The sequence below is a fragment of the Methylorubrum populi genome, from assembly GCF_002355515.1.
GTDB classification, from domain to species: Bacteria; Pseudomonadota; Alphaproteobacteria; order Rhizobiales; family Beijerinckiaceae; genus Methylobacterium; species Methylobacterium populi_A.
In genome coordinates, this window is record NZ_AP014809.1 from 2,550,023 (window position 1) to 2,568,756 (window position 18,734).

Below are 18,734 nucleotides of genomic sequence, written 5' to 3' on the forward strand. Positions count from 1 at the left end.
GACGGCGTGCGCAACTGCCCGCACCGCCGCATCCCGGACGAGGTGCTTCGCACCCCTCGGTCCCGGCGTCCCGCCGCGAGCCGGAATCGTGCTCCTCGTCGACTGCTCTACCAGATGCGGCGCACGATTGAAGAATTCTACAAATATATCAGAAGTTGTATGACATAAGTCATCTTCCTGTTGCTTGTCCAAGCTAGGCCGTAAGCGAAGGCCGGCGACAAGGCCGCAGGTGGGTCATGACGAAGCATCTCCTCTCATTTCTGCTCGCCTCGACCGGCCTAGTGCCGCTCTGCGCAACGGCCCAGCAGATTCCGACCTCACCGGGCGTCGGATTCACGAACAGCACGTCTGCCAGCACGGGAACCGTCATCCCGCGCGTTCTCGACAGCTATGTCGGGCTGATGACCGGCAATCCCGCGGCGATGACGCAGAACTACCAGACCGTCATAACGATGACTCAGAATCGGACGGCGGATCAGACGTTCGGGGCGATCCGTGACGATCGCACCTCGCAGGCCTACGGCATCCTGAACGGGCTCGGGCCGCTGACCTCCGCCTATCTCACGGGAGCGGGTGCGACCTTCTCCGGCACCCGGCCGAACAGCCTGACGCCGACCAGCTACGCGACCACGAAGCTCGCGGATTACGCCGCCAACATCAATCTCGGCTCCAGCGCCAGCGCGGGTGTGACGACCTTCGGCAACGGCACCGCCACGCCGCTCGCAGCCGCTGTCGACTTCATCGACAACGTCGCCCGGGGCAACGCCTCCACCGAGCCGTCCAAACGCGTCTTCGGCCGCTATCAGGGGACGAACCCGGCCATCGATCCGCTCGATGCCCGGTTCAACGATTACAGCGCCGCGACGAACAAGCGGGGCCTCTCGGTGCGCGACACGGCGGGATTCGTCGTGCCGACCGACCTCGCGAACTTCCCGGTTCCGGCGGTCTACGGGACCACGGACCGCTGGGTGAAGGGCTTCACCGTCACCCAGGCGATGATCGACGCCAATGGCGGGCGCCCCCTCACCGCGCCGAACGTCGGATCCTACGATGCGGCCGGCACCTTCACGCCGACGACCTTCGGGGTGGGTGAGTACGTCCCGGGGATCGGCACCTCGCCGCGCCCCTACCGCGTCTCGACGAGCGTGAACGTGCCGACTCTGCTCTTCCAGCGGATCAACGGCACCAACGCCTACGCGGATGGCGGTTATCCGAGCGGGCACACCAATTCCGGCTATCTCCAGAGCCTCGGCGTCGGCTTCCTCGTGCCGCAGCGCTTCCAGGAATTGCTCACCCGGGCCGCCGAACTCGGAAACAACCGGATCCTCGCCGGCATGCACTCGCCCTTCGACGTGATGGGCGGCCGGATGCAGTCCGCGGCGATCGTCGCGACCAACATCTACGGTGCGCTCTACGACGCGCAGGGCAACGCGGTCGATTGGACGAACCCGGCCAATACGAGAGCCTACGCCGTCTTCCAGGCCTACCGGCAGACCCAGGCCTATCTCGCGGCGAGCTGCGGCGCGTCGAGCGTGGGCGGCTGCCTTGCGGCCTCCGCGGCATCGGGCGCCGCCGACGCCTTCGCCAATGCCGCGCAGAACAAGGCCGACTATACGGCGCGCCTGACCTACGGCTTCCAGCCGACCGGGCCGAGCGTGCCGATGACGGCAGCGGAGGTGCCGGTCCAGGCGCAGGTGCTGCTGCTGACCCGCTTCCCCTACCTGTCCGACACGCAGCGCCGGGAGATCCTGGCGACGACCGGGCTGCCCTCGGGCTACCCGCTCCTGAGCGGCAATACCTATGACGGCTGGGGACGGCTCAACCTCTACGCCGCCATGGACGGCTACGCCGCCTTCAACGGCCCCGTCACCGTCACGATGGATGCGTCGCAGGGGGGCTACCGCGCCCTCGACACCTGGAAGAACGACATCGCCGGCAGCGGGAGCCTGACCAAGGCAGGCAGCGGCACGCTGATCCTCACCGGCCGCAACACCTATACCGGCGGGACGACGGTGGCGGGGGGAACCCTCGTCGGCTCGACCGCGAGCTTCGGTTCGGGCGCCATCGTCGACAATGGCAGCCTGATCCTCGATCAGGCCAGCGACGCGGCCATGGCCAATCCGATCTCGGGCTCCGGCATCCTGACGAAGAGCGGCGCCGGCACGCTCAATCTCACCGGCACCAGCTCCTTCACCGGCGCCACCGGCGTCGCCGAGGGCCGGCTCGCGGTGAACGGCAGCCTCGCCGGCTCGACCGTCACGGTCGGGTCCGGCGCCAGCCTCGGCGGCAACGGCACCGTCGGCGGCGTGGTCGCGGCCTCCGGCGCCACCGTGGCGCCGGGCAACTCCATTGGCACCCTGAATGTCGCCGGCAACGTGACCTTCGCCGCCAACTCCGTCTACGCGGTCGAAGCGAATGCCGCCGGGCAGTCCGACCGGATCGCGGCGGGCGGCAGCGCCAGCCTCAACGGCACCGTTCAGGTCAGTGCGGCCAACGGCACTTACGATCCGCGCACCCGCACCACCATCCTCACCGCCGGCGGCGGCGTGACGGGCCAGTTCGCGGGCGTCACCGCCAACCTCGCCTTCCTCACCCCGACCCTGATCTACTCGGCGAACGCCGTCGACCTGAACCTGACCCGCAACGACATCGCCTTCTCGACCGTGGCGCGCAACCGCAACCAGGCCGGGGTCGCGGACGCGATCCAGGCCGGCGGCGCGGGCACCGCGCCCTACCAGCACACCGTCGGCCTCACGACGTCGCAGGCGCAGGGCGCCTTCCAAGCGCTCTCGGGCGACGTGCATGCCAGCACGGTCTCGACGGCCTACGCCACCGCCTTCTTCGTGCGCGAGGCGATCCTCGACCGGCTGCGCTGGGGCACCACCCCCGGCACCGCCAACGGCCTGAACTACGGCAGCCTGCCGGCGGCCTACACCGCCGACCTGCCGGGCCGCGCCACCCCGGCGGTGGCGATGCCGGCCCGCATCCTCGACCCCACCGTCTTCGGCCTGTGGGGACAGGGCTTCGGCAGCTTCGGCGAGGCCCGCTCGGACGGCAACGCCGCCGGGTTCAGCCAGCAGATCTCGGGCTTCGCCCTCGGTGCCGACATCCGGCTGGAGAACGGGATCAAGCTCGGCGTCGCAGGCGGCTACACCGCCGGCAGCCTCGACACGACCGGTCGCCTGCAATCCGGCACGATCGAGAGCGCCTTTGGCGGCGTCTACGGCGGCTACGAGCTCGGACCGGTCTCACTGCGGCTCGGTGCGACCTACGCCGACAACACCATCCGCACCCGCCGCACCATCGCCTTTGCCGGCCTGTCCGACTCGGCGAGCGCCCGCACCGGCGGCGCGACGATCCAGGGCTTCGGCGAGATCGGCTACCGCTTCTTCCTCGGTGACGGCGCTCCGGCCCCGCTCCTGTCGAAGGACGGACCGGCGCCGGTCCAGGCGAGCCTGAGCTACATCGAGCCGTTCCTCGGCGGCTCCTACGTCGCGATCGGACGCGACCGCTTCGTCGAGAGCGGCGGCGTCGCGGCGCTGACGAGCTTCGCCCGCGACTACGACGTCGGCGCGGTCACCGCCGGCCTGCGTGCGCAGACCCTGCTGGGCCTCGATCTCGGGGCGCCGGTCTCCGCGCGCGGTCTGGTCGGCTATCGCCGCGCCTTCGGCGACGTGGTGCCCACCGCCCTCCTGTCCTTCGGCAACGGCCCGACCTTCCTGAGCGCCGGCATCCCGATCGCCCGCGATGCGCTGGTGGCTGAGGCCGGGCTCGACCTGCAGGTCGCCCTGAACGCGACGCTGGGCGTGGCCTATACCGGCCAGGTCGGCGAGCGGGTTCAGGACCACGCCGTCAAGGGCAACTTCACCTGGCGGTTCTGAGAGCCTGTTGGGCTGAGCGGATCGGGCACCCGTCGTTCCCGATGCTGAGGGGCCGAGCGTAACCCGGTCTCGAAGAGCACCTGGCGGCTGATTCGACGGCTCCGCTGGACCCGCATGCCGCGGCCCCAGGCCGTGCGCTGCGGGTGCTTCCAACCCCCGGCCGCAGCCGCTACACCGGCAACCCCGATCCCCATCGAGCGTCGGAAAGCCATCCCGTGTCGTCCATGCGCCTGGGCGTGAACATCGATCACGTCGCCACCGTCCGCAACGCCCGCGGCGGGGTCTCGCCCGATCCGGTGCGCGCCGCCCGCGAGGCCGTGGCGGCCGGCGCCGACGGCATCACCGCGCATCTGCGCGAGGATCGCCGCCATATCCGCGACGCCGACATCGCCGCCCTGCGGGCGCTGCCGGTGCCGCTCAACCTTGAGATGGCGGCGACCGACGAGATGGTCGGCATCGCGCTCGCCACCCGGCCGCACGCCGCCTGCCTCGTCCCGGAGAAGCGCGAGGAGCGCACCACCGAGGGCGGCCTCGACATCATCGCCGGCCGCGCGCATCTCGGCCCTCGTATCGCCACCCTGGCGGAGGCGGGCATCCGCGTCTCGCTCTTCGTCGAGCCCGACGAGGCGGTGATGGAGGCCGCCCACGCCCTGCGCGCGCCCGTGGTCGAGCTGCATACCGGCTCCTATTGCGAAGCGGTGATCGAGGGCGACGAGAAAAAAATCGCGCACGAACTCGGCCGCATCGTGCGGGCCGCCGCCCACGGCGCCGGGCTCGGCCTGGAGATCCATGCCGGCCACGGCCTCACCGTCGAGAGCGTCGGCCCGGTGGCGGCCCTGCCGCAGATCCGCGAACTCAACATCGGCCACGCGCTGATCGCCGAGGCGATCTTCGTCGGACTGCGCCAAGCGGTCCACGACATGCGCGCGGCGATGGACCGGGCGCGGCGGCAGGTCGAACCGTGATCCTCGGCATCGGCACCGATCTCTGCGACATCCGGCGCATCGAAAACTCGCTGGAGCGCTTCGGCGACCGGTTCACGCACCGCGTCTTCACCGACGGCGAGCGGGCGAAATGCGACCGCCGCGCCGCCCGCGGCCCCTCCTACGCCCGACGCTTCGCCGCCAAGGAGGCCTGCGCCAAGGCGCTCGGCACCGGAATGAGCCAGGGCGTGTTCTGGCGGGACATGGAAGTGGTCAATCTCGCCAGCGGGCAGCCGACCCTGCGCCTTTCCGGAGGTGCGCAGGAACACCTCGCCCGTATGGTGCCCCCGGGCCACGAGGCGCGGCTGCACCTGACCCTCACGGACGAACCGCCCCTGGCGCAGGCCTTCGTCATCATCGAGGCGGTGCCCGCCGCAGCGGCATCATAGGTTTGTATTCATTCGTGCGCCGCGTTGCGGGGCGGCGCGGCATAGTCTAGACCCGCCGCCCAGCAGGACAGCCACCGCCACGTGGGACGCGGCTGCCGACATGACGGCGGGGCCGAAGGCTGGATCACTCATGAGCATAGGACGCGCGCGCGTGGATCGCGAGGGCAAGACGGAGATCCGGACGGCCGAGCCCGGAACCTGGGCGAGCATCCGGGAAACCGTGAAGGTCGGCGTCCAGGCGCTGCTGATCGCGCTCGTGGTGCGCACGCTGCTGTTCCAGCCCTTCAATATCCCCTCGGGCTCGCTGATCCCGACGCTGCTGATCGGCGACTACCTGTTCGTCTCGAAATACACCTACGGCTACTCGAAATACTCGCTGCCCCTCTCCGAGTACCTGCCGTTCCAGGCGCATGGCCGGGTCTGGGCCGCCGAGCCGAAGCGCGGCGACATCGCCGTGTTCAAGCTGCCGAAGGACAACGCCACCGACTACATCAAGCGGGTGATCGGCCTGCCCGGCGACAAGATCCAGGTGGTCGAGGGCGTGCTCAACATCAACGGCAAGCCGGTCAAGCGCGAGCGCATCGCCGATTACGAGACGCTGGACGCCTTCGACCAGGTGGTGAAGGTGCCGCAATACATGGAAACGCTGCCCGGCGGCGTGACCCACCGGGTAATCGAGCGCGACGGTGACCGCGGCTTCTGGGACAACACCGAGGTCTACACGGTGCCGGCCGGCCACTTCTTCATGATGGGCGACAACCGCGACAACTCCACCGACTCCCGCGACCTCGCCAGCGTCGGCTACGTGCCCTTCGAGAATTTCGTCGGCCGCGCCGAGATGATCTTCTTCTCCATCGACGAGCGCACCCCCGCCTGGCAGATCTGGCGCTGGCCGGCCGACGTGCGCTGGAGCCGCATCTTCTCAACCATTCACTGATTTCTTCGATTAACGTGTCAGCGACGGGACGATCCGCCGTTCGCCCCCGGGGCGGGCGGCGATGAGCGAGGCCGGCGAAGGCGCCGGACGCTCCAGTCGCGCCCGGCGCGCGCACCGTCCGCGGCCGAGCCTCGCCGTGCTGGAGGCGCGGATCGGCCACGTCTTCACCGACCCGACCCTGCTGCCCCTGGCGCTCACCCATGTCAGCAAGGCCGGCGCCTCGGGCCGGGTCGGCAGCTACCAGCGCCTCGAATTTCTGGGTGACCGGGTTCTCGGGCTCGCGGTAGCCGAGACGCTCTACAAGTCGCTGCCGGATGCGGAGGAGGGCGAGCTGTCGCGGCGGCTGGCCGGGCTCGTGCGGCGCGAGACCTGCGCCGCGGTGGCCGAGGCCTGGGAGGTCGGGCCGCATCTCAATCTCGGTCCCGGCGAGATCCAGACCGGCGGGCGGCGCAACCAGACCATCCTGGCCGATGTCTGCGAGGCGATTCTCGGCGCGGTCTTCCTCGATGCCGGCTACGAGGCGACGCGGGCCATCGTGCAGCGCAGCTTCCGCCCCGGTGAGGAAACCGCGGCGCCGCGCGGGCGCGACGCGAAATCGGCCTTGCAGGAATGGGCGATGGCGCGCAGCCTCGCGATCCCCGTCTACGAGGTGGTGGAGCGCTTAGGTCCCGATCATGCCCCGGTCTTTCGGATCGCGGTTCGGGTCGAGGGCATTGAACCGGGATACGGCGAGGGCGCGTCCAAGCGCGTGGCGGAGCAGGAGGCGGCCCAGGCCGTGCTCGCCCGCGAGAATATCGGCGGGACGCAGGGACAAGATGGATCAGGTGGTTAGGTCGGATGTCTGAGCACGAGCCGGATGATCGGGACGGCGACGACGCGCTCCCCAGTGAGACGGCGTCGGGAGGGACGACGCCCCGAGCGGCGCACCAAGACGTGCCCCAAGACGTGCCCCAAGACGTGCCCCAAGACATGCCCCAAGACACGCGCGCGGGCTTCGTCGCGCTGATCGGCGTGCCGAATGCCGGCAAATCGACCCTGCTCAACGCGCTCGTCGGCGCCAAGGTCTCGATCGTCTCGCGAAAGGTGCAGACGACGCGGGCGCTGGTGCGCGGCATCGTCATGGAGGGCGACGCGCAGGTCGTGCTGGTGGACACCCCCGGCATCTTCGCGCCGAAGCGCCGCCTCGACCGGGCGATGGTGCATTCCGCCTGGAGCGGCGCGGCCGATGCCGACGCGGTCTGCCTGCTGATCGATGCCCGCAAGGGCGCCGACGAGGAGGTCGAGACCATCCTGCGCCGCCTGCCCGAGGTGAAGCGGCCCAAGATCCTGATCCTCAACAAGATCGACCTGATCGCCCGCGAGCGCCTGCTGGAGCTGGTGGCCAAGCTCAACGCGATGGTGCCGTTCGAGGACACCTTCCTGATCTCGGCGCTCAACGGCGACGGCGTCGCCGACCTGCGCAAGGCGCTCGCCGCGCGGATGCCGCCCGGGCCCTGGCTCTACCCGGAGGACCAGATCTCGGACGCGCCGCTGCGCATGCTCGCCGCCGAGATCACCCGCGAGAAGATCTACGACCGGCTCCACGAGGAGCTGCCCTACCGTTCCACCGTCGAGACCGACCAGTGGCAGGTGCGGCCCGACGGCTCGGTGCGGATCGAGCAGACGATCTTCGTCGAGCGCGAGAGCCAGCGCTCGATCGTGCTCGGCAAGGGCGGCCAGACCATCAAGGCGATCGGGCAGGCGGCCCGGATCGAGATCGCCGAGGTGGCCGAGGCCAAGGTGCACCTGTTCCTGCACGTGAAGGTCCGCGAGAACTGGGCCGACGATCCCGCGCGCTATCGCGAGATGGGTCTCGAATTCCCGACCGGCTGACCGATCTTACAGCGCACGGCATCCTACCCACGCCCTCATCCTGAGGTGCCCGCGTGAGCGGGCCTCGAAGGATCCTCCAGATCCCGCGCGATCCCTGGAGGATCCTTCGAGGCTTCGCTCCGCTTCGCACCTCAGGATGAGGCGGAGGGGCGGATGACGCTTCCGGCGCTTCGAGCCTCTCCCATTGCCAACCCTCATGCCCCACACCGACCCTGACATGCGGGCCATCCTCTACGGCCTCCCCCCCGCCGACCTCGCGGCCATGCCCGACCGTGCCGCCCAGGTCTCGCCGCTGATCCCCGGCTCGGCGCCGCTGGAGGACATGGCCGAGGCGAGCCTGGAGGCCGCCCTGCTGCTGGCGCCGCCCGGCACGGTGGAGCGGCGCTACGCCCTGGCACTGGCGATCCGGGCCGTCAGGCCCGGTGGGCGGCTGGTGGCCCTGGCGCCCAAGGACAAGGGTGGCACGCGGCTCGCCAAGGAACTGCGCGGCTTCGGCTGCGCCGTGACCGACGAGCCGCGCCGTCACCATCGCATCTGCAGCGCGACGCGGCCCGATTCGCCCTCGGGCATCGAGGCGGCGGTCGAGGCCGGCGCCCCGCGCCATATCGACAACCTCGCGCTCTGCACCCAGCCCGGGATCTTCTCCTGGGACCGGCTCGATCCCGGCACCGCCCTGCTGCTGCGCCACATGCCGCCGCTCGCGGGGCGCGGCGCCGATTTCGGCTGCGGTCTCGGCATCCTGGCGCGGGCGGTGCTGAAATCGGAGAAGGTCGCCGCGCTCGCACTGATCGACATCGATCGCCGCGCGGTCGCGATGGCCCGGCGCAATGTCGGCGATGCGCGCGCCAGCCTGCACTGGGCCGACCTGCGCGGCGCGGAGCCCGCTCTCTCGGGCCTCGACTTCGTCGTCTCGAACCCGCCCTTCCACGACGGCGGCGCCGAGGATCAGGCGCTGGGACAGGCCTTCATCGCCCGCGCGGCGGCGGCCCTGCGGCCGGGCGGGACGCTCCTTCTCGTCGCCAACGCCCACCTGCCCTACGAGGCGCCCCTGCGCGCCGCCTTCCGCAGCGTCACGCCGACCGTCACCGAAGGCGGCTACAAGCTGTTCGAGGCGCGCAAGTGAAAGCCGTCCGCCTCGACCGGCTGCTGGCCAATCTCGGCTACGGCTCGCGCCGGGAGGTCGAGGGTTTGGCCCGCGCCGGCCTCGTCCGCCTCGACGGACAGGCCCTGCGGGACGCCTCGCAGCGCATTCCCCTCGATCTCGATCTCTCCGACCGGATGACGGTGCAGGGTGAGGCGCTCGATCCGCTGCCGGGCGTGTGCCTGATGCTGCACAAGCCGCTCGGCGTCACCTGCTCGCACAAGGAGGCGGGGCCGCTGGTCTACAGCCTGCTGCCCGAGCGCTGGCGGCGGCGCGATCCGGCGCTCTCCACCGTCGGGCGCCTCGACAAGGAGACCTCGGGCCTGCTGCTGATGACCGATGACGGCGCGCTGCTGCATCGGATCATCGCGCCCAAGGCCAAGGTGTCCAAGCGCTACCGGGTGACCCTGGCCCGCCCGCTCCAGGGCGACGAGGCCGCGATCCTCGCCTCGGGCGAGATGATGCTGGAAGGCGAGGACAAGCCGCTCCTGCCGGTGGAGATGGAGGCCGACGACCCGACCCACTGCACGGTCACCCTGCACGAGGGCCGCTACCATCAGGTCCGGCGCATGTTCGCCGCGCTCGGCAACCACGTCGACGCGCTCCACCGCGACCGCGTCGGCGGTCTGGCGCTTCCCGCCGACCTGCCGGCGGGGGAGTTCCGGATCCTGGGGCCGGGCGAGATCGCTACGGTGTTCGCGGGCTAGCAGCGTCTCCACCGACGGCCCGGCGCCGCGCGATGCGGTGGTCGAGGCGCACCAGCACCCAGCCGACGCCGAGGAACGCCGCCGCGATCGCCCCGGCATAGGTCGCGACCGGTCCCCAGCCGATCTTGCCGACATCGAGGAACGGATAGGGATAGCGGGCATCGTAGGCGCCGCGCACCAGCGTGTAGGCGAGGTAGGCCAGCGGATAGCTCGCGAACAGCGCGAGGTCGCGGAGCGCGAGGCGCCCCTTCGGCACGAAGACGAGCCAGAACAGCGGCACCAGCACCGGCAGCGCCTGATGAAGCAGGATGTCGCCGATGAGGTCGCCGCCGCGGAGCGTCCTGAGCCCGTAGAGCAGCAGCCGCTGCACGAGGCCAACAAGGAGGGTGGCAAGCAATGCCATCGCGACGAGCCGGGGCTGGGCCAGGGCCGGCACCCGAAGCGCGATTCCGCCGAACACCACGAAGACGAGGAGCCCGGTCAGGTTGGTGAAGTAGGTGACCATGATCCAGGCCGCGAGCGGCACCGAGCCGGTCCGGCCGAACACGGCGGAAAAGCCGAACCCGACGCCGATGACGGCACAGAGCGCGATCAGGGCGGCGGCGAGGCGGGCGCTTCGGGATTCCATGGGGCGAGCGTCCGAGGCGGGGAGGGCTAAGCGTTCTGGCCGCCCATCGCGACCATGGCATGACGCGGACCGCTTGACAGGCCGGGGCCCGTGCCGGACGGCCACGCCCGTGCTGCTCGACCTCCTGCATCTCCTGACCACGCCCGCCCCGCGGGCCCAGCGCCGGCTCGGCTACCTGCGCGACAGCATCTGGCTGATGTCCCGCGCCCGCCGCTGCCGCCGGGCCTGGGCGCCGCATCTCGAGGCGAGCCGGGCGGTGATGCGCGCGGCCATCGCGGGGGTGGAGCGGCGCGACACCGCCGTGGTGCTGGGCTCCGGCCTCCTGCTCGACGTGCCGCTGGCGGATCTCGCCGGCGCCTTCCGGCGGGTGGTGCTGGTCGATGCCGTCCATCTCCGGCCGGCGCGGCGCGCGATCCGGGCCTTTCCCAATGTCGAGGCGCTAACGGCGGATCTCAGCGGCGCGATGGCGCTGATGACGGGCGCGGCGCGCGATCTCGACCCCGGCCTGCCATCGGTCTGCGCCGCGCCGGAGACCGGCCTCGTCATCTCGGCCAACCTCCTCTCGCAACTGCCGATCCGCCCAGTCGAGCGGCTGGAGGCGTCGCGCCGTCCCCTCGGGCCGTGGACCCCGAACGACGGCGACGCCTTCGGCCGGCGGATCATCGAGGGTCATCTCGATGCCCTGGCCGGTCTCACGGCGCGGGTCTGCCTCGTCACCGACCTCGACGAGATCGAGGAGGACCGGCAGGAGCAGGTTCACGCCCGGCACGACCTCCTCTACGGCGTGAGGCTCGGAAACCCTGAATCGGCCTGGAGCTGGGAGCTTGCTCCCTTCGGCGAGATGGCCCGCAACCGCCGCCTGATCCACCGCGTCGCGGGCTTTTCGAACTGGCGCCCGTAGTTGGGCCGGCCGCGTCCGGCGCGGCGGAAACCCGCGGGACTCTCAGAGCAAAATAAGAAGAACAGTCTCGACGTTCGGCTGTCTGAAGGATCGGAACGGTTTATGGGGCGACATCATCTGAATCGATCCTCTCGACAGTCTCGCCGGGAGGGATTGTTCGGAAGATGTGCGCGGAAAAACCAGAAAACGCCCTCGGGAGGATCTTGCACCATGCGCCGCGTCTCCGCCCTGTTCCTCGCCATGGCTCTCGTCCCTGGCGCCGCCAGCGCCCTGTCGATGACGGATACGCTGGAAGCCTGGAAGCAAAGCTCGGCCATCGACCGGCTCCAGCTCGCGACCCGCTTCGGCAAGTCGTTCGTCTCGGTCAACGAGAGCTTCACCGCGGGCTATTTCGTGAAATGCATCGACGACGTGGCCGGCTATCCCAACGCTCAGAAGGCGAAGATCGAGGACGCGATGCGCGAATGCGTCGCCTCGCAACTCCGGATGACCGGCAAGGGGCAGGGGGACGAGTAGCCGCTCAGATCTCGATCTCGGTGCCGATCTCGATCACCTGACGGGCCGGCACGCAGAAATGGGCGCCGGTGCGCTCGGCGTTGTTCTGCATCACCGCGAAGACCGCCTCGCGCCAGTCCGACATGCCGCGCCGGTCGGAGACGGGGATGATCGTCTCGTGGCCGACGAAGACGGTCAGATCCTCCGTAAATTCCTTCGGCAGCAGGCCGGCATGGACGGCGCAGTCGAGCCCCTCGGGGATCGAGGCCGATTGCATGAAGCCGTAACGCAGCACGACGCGGCGTATGTCGGGGGTGATCTCGGTGACGCGCGCCCGCTCGTCGCGCGGCACCGTCGGCGTCTCCTCGAACAAAGCGGTCACGATCACCACTCGGGCGTGCAAGGCGCCCAGGCGCTCGACGAAGCGCATCATCGGCAGCGGGATGCCCTCGGTCGCCGAGGACAGGAAGGCGGCCGCGCCCGGCAGGGTGGTGGGCGGCTCCCGGCGCAGGCCCTCCAGGAACTGCGCCTCGGGCGGACGCAGGGCGATGCGGGCCTGTTCCATGCAGGCATTGCCCTTGCGCCAGGTCAGCATCAGGAAGGCGATGATCCCGGCGAGCAGCAGCGGAAACCAGCCGCCCTCGAACAGCTTCACGCTGTTGGCGGAGAGGAAGATCAGGTCGATCACGAGGAAGAAGCCGTTGACCGCGAGCACGACGGGCAGGCCGTAGCCCCATTTGCGGGCGACGAGGCCGGCGAGCAGCGTCGTGATCGCCATCAGCAGCGACACGGCGATGCCGTAGGCGCCGGCCAGCGCGTCGGAGGAGCGGAAGATCAGAACCGCTGACAGCGTCGCTGCGGCGAGCAGCCAGTTCACGAGAGGCACGTAGATCTGGCCACTCTCGTCGGGGGCGGTGTGGACGATGCGCAGCGGCGGCAGGAAGCCGAGCTGGATCGATTGCCGGGTCAGCGAGAACACCCCCGAGATCACCGCCTGCGAGGCGATGACGGCGGCGAGCGTCGCCAGCCCGATCAGCGGGTAGTGCAGCGGGCCCGGTGCGAGCCGGTAGAACGGGTTCTCGGCGGCGGAAGGGTCGACGAGCAGGATCGCGCCCTGCCCGAAATAGTGGATCACCAGCGCCGGCAGGACGAGGGCGAACCACGCGACGCGGATCGCCCGCGCGCCGAAATGGCCGAGATCGGCGTACATCGCCTCGCCGCCGGTGACCGCGAGGAAGGCCGCGCCCAGCATCGCGAAGCCGACATGCAGGCCGGCATGGGCCGTGAACTCGACCGCGCGCAGCGGATTGATCGCGCTGAGGATCTGCGGCGCCTGGACGATGCCGCCGAGGCCGAGCCCGGCGAGCACGAGAAACCACACCAGCATCACCGGGCCGAAGATCCGTCCGATGAAGGCGGCGCCCCGGCGCTGCACGAGGAACAGGCCGACGAGGATCACCAGCGCGATCGGCACGATGAAGCGGTCGAGACCGGGAGCATCGACCCGCAGGCCCTCCACCGCCGAGAGGACCGAAATCGCCGGCGTGATCGCGCCGTCGCCGTAGAGCAGGGCGGCGCCGACGAGGCCGATGACGAGCAGCAGCGCCTGCCGCGAGCCGGGCTGCGCGTGGCGGGCGCCGAGCAGCGCCAGCATCGCCACGATGCCGCCCTCGCCGCGGTTGTCGGCGCGCAGGATCAGCACCGCGTATTTCAGCGCGACGACGAGAATCAGAGCCCACAGGATCAGCGAGACCGCGCCGGTCACCGCCACGGCGGAGGGCTCACCGCCCGGGCTTGCGGCGCGCACCGCTTCCTTGAGGGCGTAGAGCGGGCTCGTGCCGATATCGCCGTAGACGACGCCGAGGGTGGCGACGAGCAGCCCCGCGCCGAGCCGGCGGCCGGGGCCCGAATCCTCGGCTCCTCCCGAATCCCCGGCTCCGGAGGTGTGTGCAGCGTCCTGGCTCAAGACAGCGCTCCGGAAGCGGGGCCGATCGTGGCGGCTCAGCTATGGAGAGCGTGGCCGGCGTCCAGGGCGTCTCTTTGAGAATTGATGGCTGCTGTCAGGGCTCGCGGGGAGCGGGCGCTTCGGCGGGCGCCTTGTCCGAGCTGGGGCGCGCGTCGCGCAGGCGGACGGCGGCGGCGGCGGCCTTCTCGGCGATGCGGCGGCGCAGGTCGTCGGACAGCTCGATATCGACGAGGCGCCAGCCCCAGTCGCGCAGGCGCAGGCGGATGCGGAACTGTTCGTGCCGGGGATGATCGGGCGGCACGGCGATCACCACCGAGCGGAAGCCGCGCATGTCGGAGGAGAGATAGTAGCGCAGGAGCCGTTTGAGGTCGGGGATGCGCAGGCCGTCGCGCCGCTCATGCCGGTTGGTCGGCGCGGCGAGGTCGGCGCCCTGGGGCCAGCCGTCGTCGAGGAGGTCGATCACTGCCTGCGGCGTCAGCGCCGATTCCATGACCGGCAGCGCCACCGCCGCCGCCGCGTCGGCGATGCGCTGCCGCTCGCGCGGATCGAGGGCGTTGCTGTCGGCCTTCACCGCGGCGCTGATCTGCCGGGCCAGCGAGAGCCGCAGCGTGCGGAAGTTGATCCGCTGCTCGACGGCCGCAGCGTCGCCCGCCTGCACCGCCGCGGCGAAACCGTAGAGCGACCAGAACGGCGTCAGCGTGTAGGCGAACCACGCGAGCACCGCGAAAAGAGGAACGAGCCACCACCGCATCGGATCAGCCGCGGATGCGCGGATGCGTCATGCCGGATCGCCCGCGGCGTCTTTCTCGGCGCCGTTCCAGCCGGTCAGGCCGGAGAAGGCCGCGACGACGCCCTCGTAGACCGGGCGCTTGAAGGTGATGATGAGATCCGGCAGGGCCTCCAGCCGCTCCCAGCGCCACGCCTCAAATTCGGGCTTGTGGCGACCGCCGCCGGGTGCGTCCACGTCGATCACCGCCTCGCTGCCGGTCAGGCCGAAGGCGAACCATTTCTGGCGCTGGCCGCGATAGCGGCCCTTCCAGGCCCGCTTCATGACCTCCGGCGGCAGGTCGTAGGCGAGCCAGTCGCGGGTCTCGCCGAGCAGCGTGACGGCGTCGGCCGGCACATTGGTCTCTTCGTGGAGCTCGCGCAAAGCCGCGGCGAGGGGCTCCTCCCCCTCGTCGATCCCGCCCTGCGGCATTTGCCACGCGAGATCGCCGTCGACGTGCTCGGGGCCCGCCTCGCGCTTGCGCCGCCCGATGAACACCCGGCCGTCGCGGTTGAACAGGGCAACGCCCACGCAGGGACGGTAGGGCAGCGCGCTGCCTTCCGGCAGGCGCAGGAGATCGTCGTTGGAGCGGGTCATCGCGGGCTACGGGCGGGCTTTTGCTGGCGGCGCGACCATAGGAGGCCGAACCGGTGCGGGCAACGCCGACCTGCCATCCATCTGCGGCCGTAGAACGAAGGCGGGCCCGGCCTCGGCCGCGCCCGCCCGCTTCTCACCCTTTCCCGCGATCGGTCAGGCGGCGCGCACGTTCGCCAGGAAGCGGTCGACCTCGCTGCTGAGATGCGCGGACTGACGCGACAGCTCGGACGAGGCGGCGAGCACTTGGGCGGCGGTCGCGCCCGCCTCCTCGGCCGCCTGCGCCACGCCCGAGATGTTGCTCGTCACCTCGCCCGCGCCCATGGCTGCCTGGGCGACGTTGCGCACGATCTCCTGCGTTGCCGCGCCCTGCTGCTCCACCGCCGCGGCGATCGAGGCCGCAACCGAGCTGATCTCCTCGATGCGCCCCGTGATGCTGCCGATGGCCGAGACCGCGTGGCCCGTGGTCTCCTGGATCCGGCCGATCTGGCCGGAGATTTCCTCGGTTGCCCGCGCCGTCTGGTTGGCGAGCTCCTTCACCTCGGCGGCGACCACCGCGAAGCCACGGCCGGCCTCGCCGGCGCGGGCGGCCTCGATCGTGGCGTTGAGCGCGAGCAGGTTGGTCTGCCCGGCAATTGTCGTGATCATGGTGACGACGTCGCCGATCTTGGCGACCGCCGCATTCAGCGCCCGGACGTGGGCCGCCGTCTGCGCCGCCTCTCCGACCGCGGCCTGAGCGAGGCTCGAAGAGCCGCTGACCTGCCGGCTGATCTCCTGCACCGAGGCGCCCAGTTCCTCGGCCGCTGCGGCGACGGTGTTGACGTTGGTGGCCGCCTCCTCGGCTGCAGCCGCCACGCTCACCGACTGGCTGGCGGTGCGGGTCGCGGCGCCGGTCATGCCGTGGGCCGAGGCCTGCAACTGGGAAGCGGCGGACGAGACGAGGCTGACGACGCCGCCGACCGCACCTTCGAACCGTTCGGCCATCTCGCGCATCGCCGCCTTGCGCTGCGCCTCCGCACCGGCGCGGGCCGCCGCACTCTCCTCTTCGAGGCTGCGCATCCGGAGCAGACCATCCTTGAAGATCTGCACCGCGTCGGCGATCGAGCCGATCTCGGTCCGCTGCCCCTGGTGCGGGATCGTGACCGAGAGGTCGCCAGCGGCCAGGGCCTGCATCGGCCGCACCACCGAGGCGATGCCGCGGGTGACGCCGCGGATGATCAGGACGGCGAGCAAGATCGAGAGGGCGACGCCGAGGGCAAGCACGGCGAGGCTGACCGTCCAGATCCGCTGGTAGATGGTTTCACCCTTCTCCATCGCACGGGCAGCGCCCTCGTTGTTGAAGGCGACCAGCTTCTCCAGCGAATTCGACATTGCCCGGCGCGGCACGAGGCCCTTGGACTCGTAATAGGCGAAGGCATCCGCCTTCCGGCCCTGACGCGACAGGTCCATCACGAACCGCCGCTCTGTCTCGAAGGTGGCGGCGTCGCGCACGTAGGCGTCGTAGAGCGACCGCTCCTCGGCATTCGCGATCAGGCGCTCGTAGGCCGCCCGCTTGTCGTCGATCAGCTTGCCGAAGCGCTCGAAGTCCTTGTCCATCGAGGACACCATCTGCGGGTCGGTCGCCTGCGTGTGCCGCAGCATCACGGTGTTCATCCGCGCCGCTGCCGTGTCGATCTCGCCGAGCAGGCGCACGCTGGGCAGCCAATTGCGCTCGATGTCGAGCGCTTGGTCACGCATCGTCTGGGTTCCGATGAGGCCGAGTACGCCCAGACCGACGAGGAGGACCGTCAGTACAGTGAACGAGGCGATCAGCTTGCTGCGAATGGGAAGCGATTGAAGTGACACGGTAGACCCCGACAGGAGTGGCTCGCGCACACTTATTGGGCGAGTGGCAAAACCCTGGCCCAAAAACGCTTACTGGATCACAAACTGCTGATCAGATTTCGCTCATGGCGAGCGGATTAAAATGGAGCGACCGATTTAGGCCGGGCGAAAACGAACAAATGATCGCTTGGACGGGATCGGCTCGTCATTTGACGGTGGAGACGTCAGCGCCGGCGCGCGATCGGCCGAGGCAACGGACTGAGCGGCGTGTTGCCGCTCCGGCCCTGCTCATCGATACCAGCGTGCCGTGATGCGGAAAGCGTCCGGGCGCTGGTCAGGGCGCGGCGCTCGACAGCTTGGCGACGCCGCCGGGACGGCGCAGGATCGCGCTGACGGGCACGAGCCGGATGCCCCGTGTTTCCAGATCCCGCGACCAGCGCGACAGGCGGTCGATGGTCAGCGGCGAGGTGCTGGCGGAGGCGAGGACGAAACCCTTCTGCCGGGCCAGCGTCTCAAGGCGGGCGAGTTCCGCGTCGATCGCGTCCGGTCGGGCAACGGCGTCGATCACGATCTCGGCGCGGGCCGTCGGCAGCTTCGTCTTGGCCGCGACCTCCGCAACCTTCGAGCCGGCGGCCGAACCGTCGTCGACGAAGCCGAGGCCGCGGGCGGAGAGATCCTTCAGAACCGGCTCCAGGGCGCCGGGCTCGCTCATCAGTTTGGCACCCATGAAGTTCACGGCGCCGACGAAGCCGGGAAACCGGCTCATCGCCCAGGCCGCCCGGTCGAGGTTCTCGCCCGGGCGGGCGGAGGCCAGGAGCGTCTGCGGACCGGGATCGCTGTCGGGATAGTCGAACGGCTCCATCGGCAGCTGCAGCAGGATCTCGTGGCCGGCCTCGCGAGCGCGGGCGGCCGTCTTTTCCAGATCGCCGCCGTAGGGCGAGAGCGCGAGGCTCATCGCGGCGGGAAGCCGGGCGATGGCGCCGAGGGTCGCGTTCTCGCCGATGCCGAGACCGGAGACGAGGACGGCGATGCGCGGCCCGGTGCCGGGCTCTTCCGGACGGGCATAGACGTCGAGGGGGCGGAGCCGACCCTCGCCGAGGCGGGGCAGCGGGCCGTGGCGCCCGCGCTCGCTCAGGCGCGGATCGGGCGCCGGCGCGAGCTTCACCTGGGTGGCGTTCGGGACGCGGATGATCACCGGCGCGTCGGGGGCTGCCGAGCCGTCTGGGCGGAACACGGTGACGCCGGATGCCTGCTCGACCTCGCTCGCCGACTGCGCCGGACCCTTCGGAACAGAGGGTGCCGCTTCGGCCACGCGGGGCGTCGGGGCCTCACGGATGTCGATGGCCGCCTGCGCGCGAGGTTCGCCGCCACGGGGGTCGCCGGTCAGGGCAAGGCCGCCGGCGAGCAGAGCGAGCGTCAGAAGCCCGGTACCGGCGATCGCGCCCGCAGAGGGGCTTCGCGCGAAGCGCGCACGGGACGCTTTATTCGCGACTCCGAGGGGCTTCGTCAGGATGTCGTCGGCCGCGTCGCTCACCCGCCGTCCCGCCCTGCTGGCGCATGTTCGGACGACCGGGCACGGCCTTCAACGAGAAACGGCCCGCAATCCCGGTCTGAACCGGCATTGCGGGCCGTCATGGTTAATCTTTCGCT

The 18,734-nt window shown here is 70.4% G+C and carries 16 protein-coding genes; 10 read left to right on the top strand and 6 right to left on the bottom strand.

The window, feature by feature from the left end; genetic code table 11:
* The first annotated feature begins 236 nt into the window (after positions 1 to 236).
* From MPPM_RS11750 to MPPM_RS11785, 8 genes are all read left to right on the top strand, one after another.
* Complete coding sequence (locus tag MPPM_RS11750) at positions 237 to 3,881, top strand: autotransporter domain-containing protein (protein ID WP_244573543.1); 3,645 nt, start codon at positions 237 to 239, stop codon at positions 3,879 to 3,881.
* 215 nt (positions 3,882 to 4,096) lie between these two features.
* Positions 4,097 to 4,846: a pyridoxine 5'-phosphate synthase gene (locus tag MPPM_RS11755; RefSeq protein ID WP_096485220.1), complete on the top strand. Its 750-nt coding sequence runs from the start codon at positions 4,097 to 4,099 to the stop codon at positions 4,844 to 4,846.
* Positions 4,843 to 5,253, top strand: a complete 411-nt coding sequence (gene acpS, locus MPPM_RS11760) for a holo-ACP synthase (RefSeq protein WP_096485221.1) — start codon at positions 4,843 to 4,845, stop codon at positions 5,251 to 5,253. The genes MPPM_RS11755 and acpS overlap by 4 nt, the downstream gene beginning before the upstream one ends.
* A gap of 130 nt (positions 5,254 to 5,383) precedes the next feature.
* Positions 5,384 to 6,190: a signal peptidase I gene (gene lepB, locus MPPM_RS11765; protein WP_096485222.1), complete on the top strand. Its 807-nt coding sequence runs from the start codon at positions 5,384 to 5,386 to the stop codon at positions 6,188 to 6,190.
* A gap of 61 nt (positions 6,191 to 6,251) precedes the next feature.
* Positions 6,252 to 7,022, top strand: a complete 771-nt coding sequence (gene rnc / locus MPPM_RS11770; protein WP_096485223.1) for a ribonuclease III — start codon at positions 6,252 to 6,254, stop codon at positions 7,020 to 7,022.
* 137 nt (positions 7,023 to 7,159) lie between these two features.
* Positions 7,160 to 8,062: a GTPase Era gene (era, locus tag MPPM_RS11775; RefSeq protein ID WP_096485224.1), complete on the top strand. Its 903-nt coding sequence runs from the start codon at positions 7,160 to 7,162 to the stop codon at positions 8,060 to 8,062.
* 196 nt (positions 8,063 to 8,258) lie between these two features.
* Complete coding sequence (locus MPPM_RS11780) at positions 8,259 to 9,185, top strand: class I SAM-dependent methyltransferase (protein WP_096485225.1); 927 nt, start codon at positions 8,259 to 8,261, stop codon at positions 9,183 to 9,185.
* Positions 9,182 to 9,910, top strand: a complete 729-nt coding sequence (locus tag MPPM_RS11785; protein WP_096485226.1) for a pseudouridine synthase — start codon at positions 9,182 to 9,184, stop codon at positions 9,908 to 9,910. The genes MPPM_RS11780 and MPPM_RS11785 overlap by 4 nt, the downstream gene beginning before the upstream one ends.
* Here the strand turns inward: MPPM_RS11785 and MPPM_RS11790 are convergent.
* Positions 9,891 to 10,538, bottom strand: coding sequence for a Pr6Pr family membrane protein (locus MPPM_RS11790; RefSeq protein WP_096485227.1), 648 nt, complete (start codon positions 10,536 to 10,538; stop codon positions 9,891 to 9,893). The two genes, MPPM_RS11785 and MPPM_RS11790, sit on opposite strands and share 20 nt — an antisense overlap.
* A 109-nt stretch (positions 10,539 to 10,647) precedes the next feature.
* Between MPPM_RS11790 and MPPM_RS11795 the strand changes: the two genes are divergently transcribed.
* Together MPPM_RS11795 and MPPM_RS11800 are read left to right on the top strand one after the other, a co-directional pair.
* The gene (locus MPPM_RS11795) at positions 10,648 to 11,439 is read left to right on the top strand and encodes a hypothetical protein (RefSeq protein WP_096485228.1); all 792 of its coding nucleotides are present in this window, start codon (positions 10,648 to 10,650) and stop codon (positions 11,437 to 11,439) included.
* Positions 11,440 to 11,649: 210 nt separating this feature from the next.
* Positions 11,650 to 11,955, top strand: a complete 306-nt coding sequence (locus MPPM_RS11800; protein ID WP_096485229.1) for a hypothetical protein — start codon at positions 11,650 to 11,652, stop codon at positions 11,953 to 11,955.
* Positions 11,956 to 11,959: 4 nt separating this feature from the next.
* Here the strand turns inward: MPPM_RS11800 and MPPM_RS11805 are convergent, their stop codons facing one another.
* From MPPM_RS11805 to MPPM_RS11825, 5 genes are all read right to left on the bottom strand, one after another.
* A complete protein-coding gene (locus MPPM_RS11805) occupies positions 11,960 to 13,900 on the bottom strand; it encodes a potassium transporter Kup (protein ID WP_096485230.1) in 1,941 nt (646 codons plus the stop codon).
* 94 nt (positions 13,901 to 13,994) lie between these two features.
* Positions 13,995 to 14,651 carry a DUF2939 domain-containing protein gene (locus MPPM_RS11810; protein ID WP_096485231.1) on the bottom strand — a complete coding sequence of 219 codons (657 nt, stop codon included), beginning with the start codon at positions 14,649 to 14,651 and terminating at the stop codon, positions 13,995 to 13,997.
* A gap of 27 nt (positions 14,652 to 14,678) precedes the next feature.
* A complete protein-coding gene (locus MPPM_RS11815) occupies positions 14,679 to 15,263 on the bottom strand; it encodes an RNA pyrophosphohydrolase (protein ID WP_096485232.1) in 585 nt (194 codons plus the stop codon).
* Between the two features lie 153 nt (positions 15,264 to 15,416).
* Entirely contained in the window at positions 15,417 to 17,105 is a 1,689-nt protein-coding gene (locus tag MPPM_RS11820) for a methyl-accepting chemotaxis protein (protein ID WP_096485233.1), read from the bottom strand.
* Between the two features lie 313 nt (positions 17,106 to 17,418).
* Complete coding sequence (locus tag MPPM_RS11825; protein ID WP_096485234.1) at positions 17,419 to 18,618, bottom strand: divergent polysaccharide deacetylase family protein; 1,200 nt, start codon at positions 18,616 to 18,618, stop codon at positions 17,419 to 17,421.
* Between the last annotated feature and the right edge of the window lie 116 nt (positions 18,619 to 18,734).

Coding starts and splice junctions, on each gene's coding strand:
- MPPM_RS11800 (WP_096485229.1), top strand. CDS start 11,650: ATGCGCCGCGTCTCCGCCCTGTTCCTCGCCATGGCTCTCGTCCCTGGC.
- rnc (WP_096485223.1), top strand. CDS start 6,252: ATGAGCGAGGCCGGCGAAGGCGCCGGACGCTCCAGTCGCGCCCGGCGC.
- era (WP_096485224.1), top strand. CDS start 7,160: ATGCCCCAAGACACGCGCGCGGGCTTCGTCGCGCTGATCGGCGTGCCG.
- lepB (WP_096485222.1), top strand. CDS start 5,384: ATGAGCATAGGACGCGCGCGCGTGGATCGCGAGGGCAAGACGGAGATC.
- MPPM_RS11780 (WP_096485225.1), top strand. CDS start 8,259: ATGCCCCACACCGACCCTGACATGCGGGCCATCCTCTACGGCCTCCCC.
- MPPM_RS11815 (WP_096485232.1), bottom strand. CDS start 15,263: ATGACCCGCTCCAACGACGATCTCCTGCGCCTGCCGGAAGGCAGCGCG.
- MPPM_RS11810 (WP_096485231.1), bottom strand. CDS start 14,651: ATGCGGTGGTGGCTCGTTCCTCTTTTCGCGGTGCTCGCGTGGTTCGCC.
- MPPM_RS11750 (WP_244573543.1), top strand. CDS start 237: ATGACGAAGCATCTCCTCTCATTTCTGCTCGCCTCGACCGGCCTAGTG.
- MPPM_RS11790 (WP_096485227.1), bottom strand. CDS start 10,538: ATGGAATCCCGAAGCGCCCGCCTCGCCGCCGCCCTGATCGCGCTCTGT.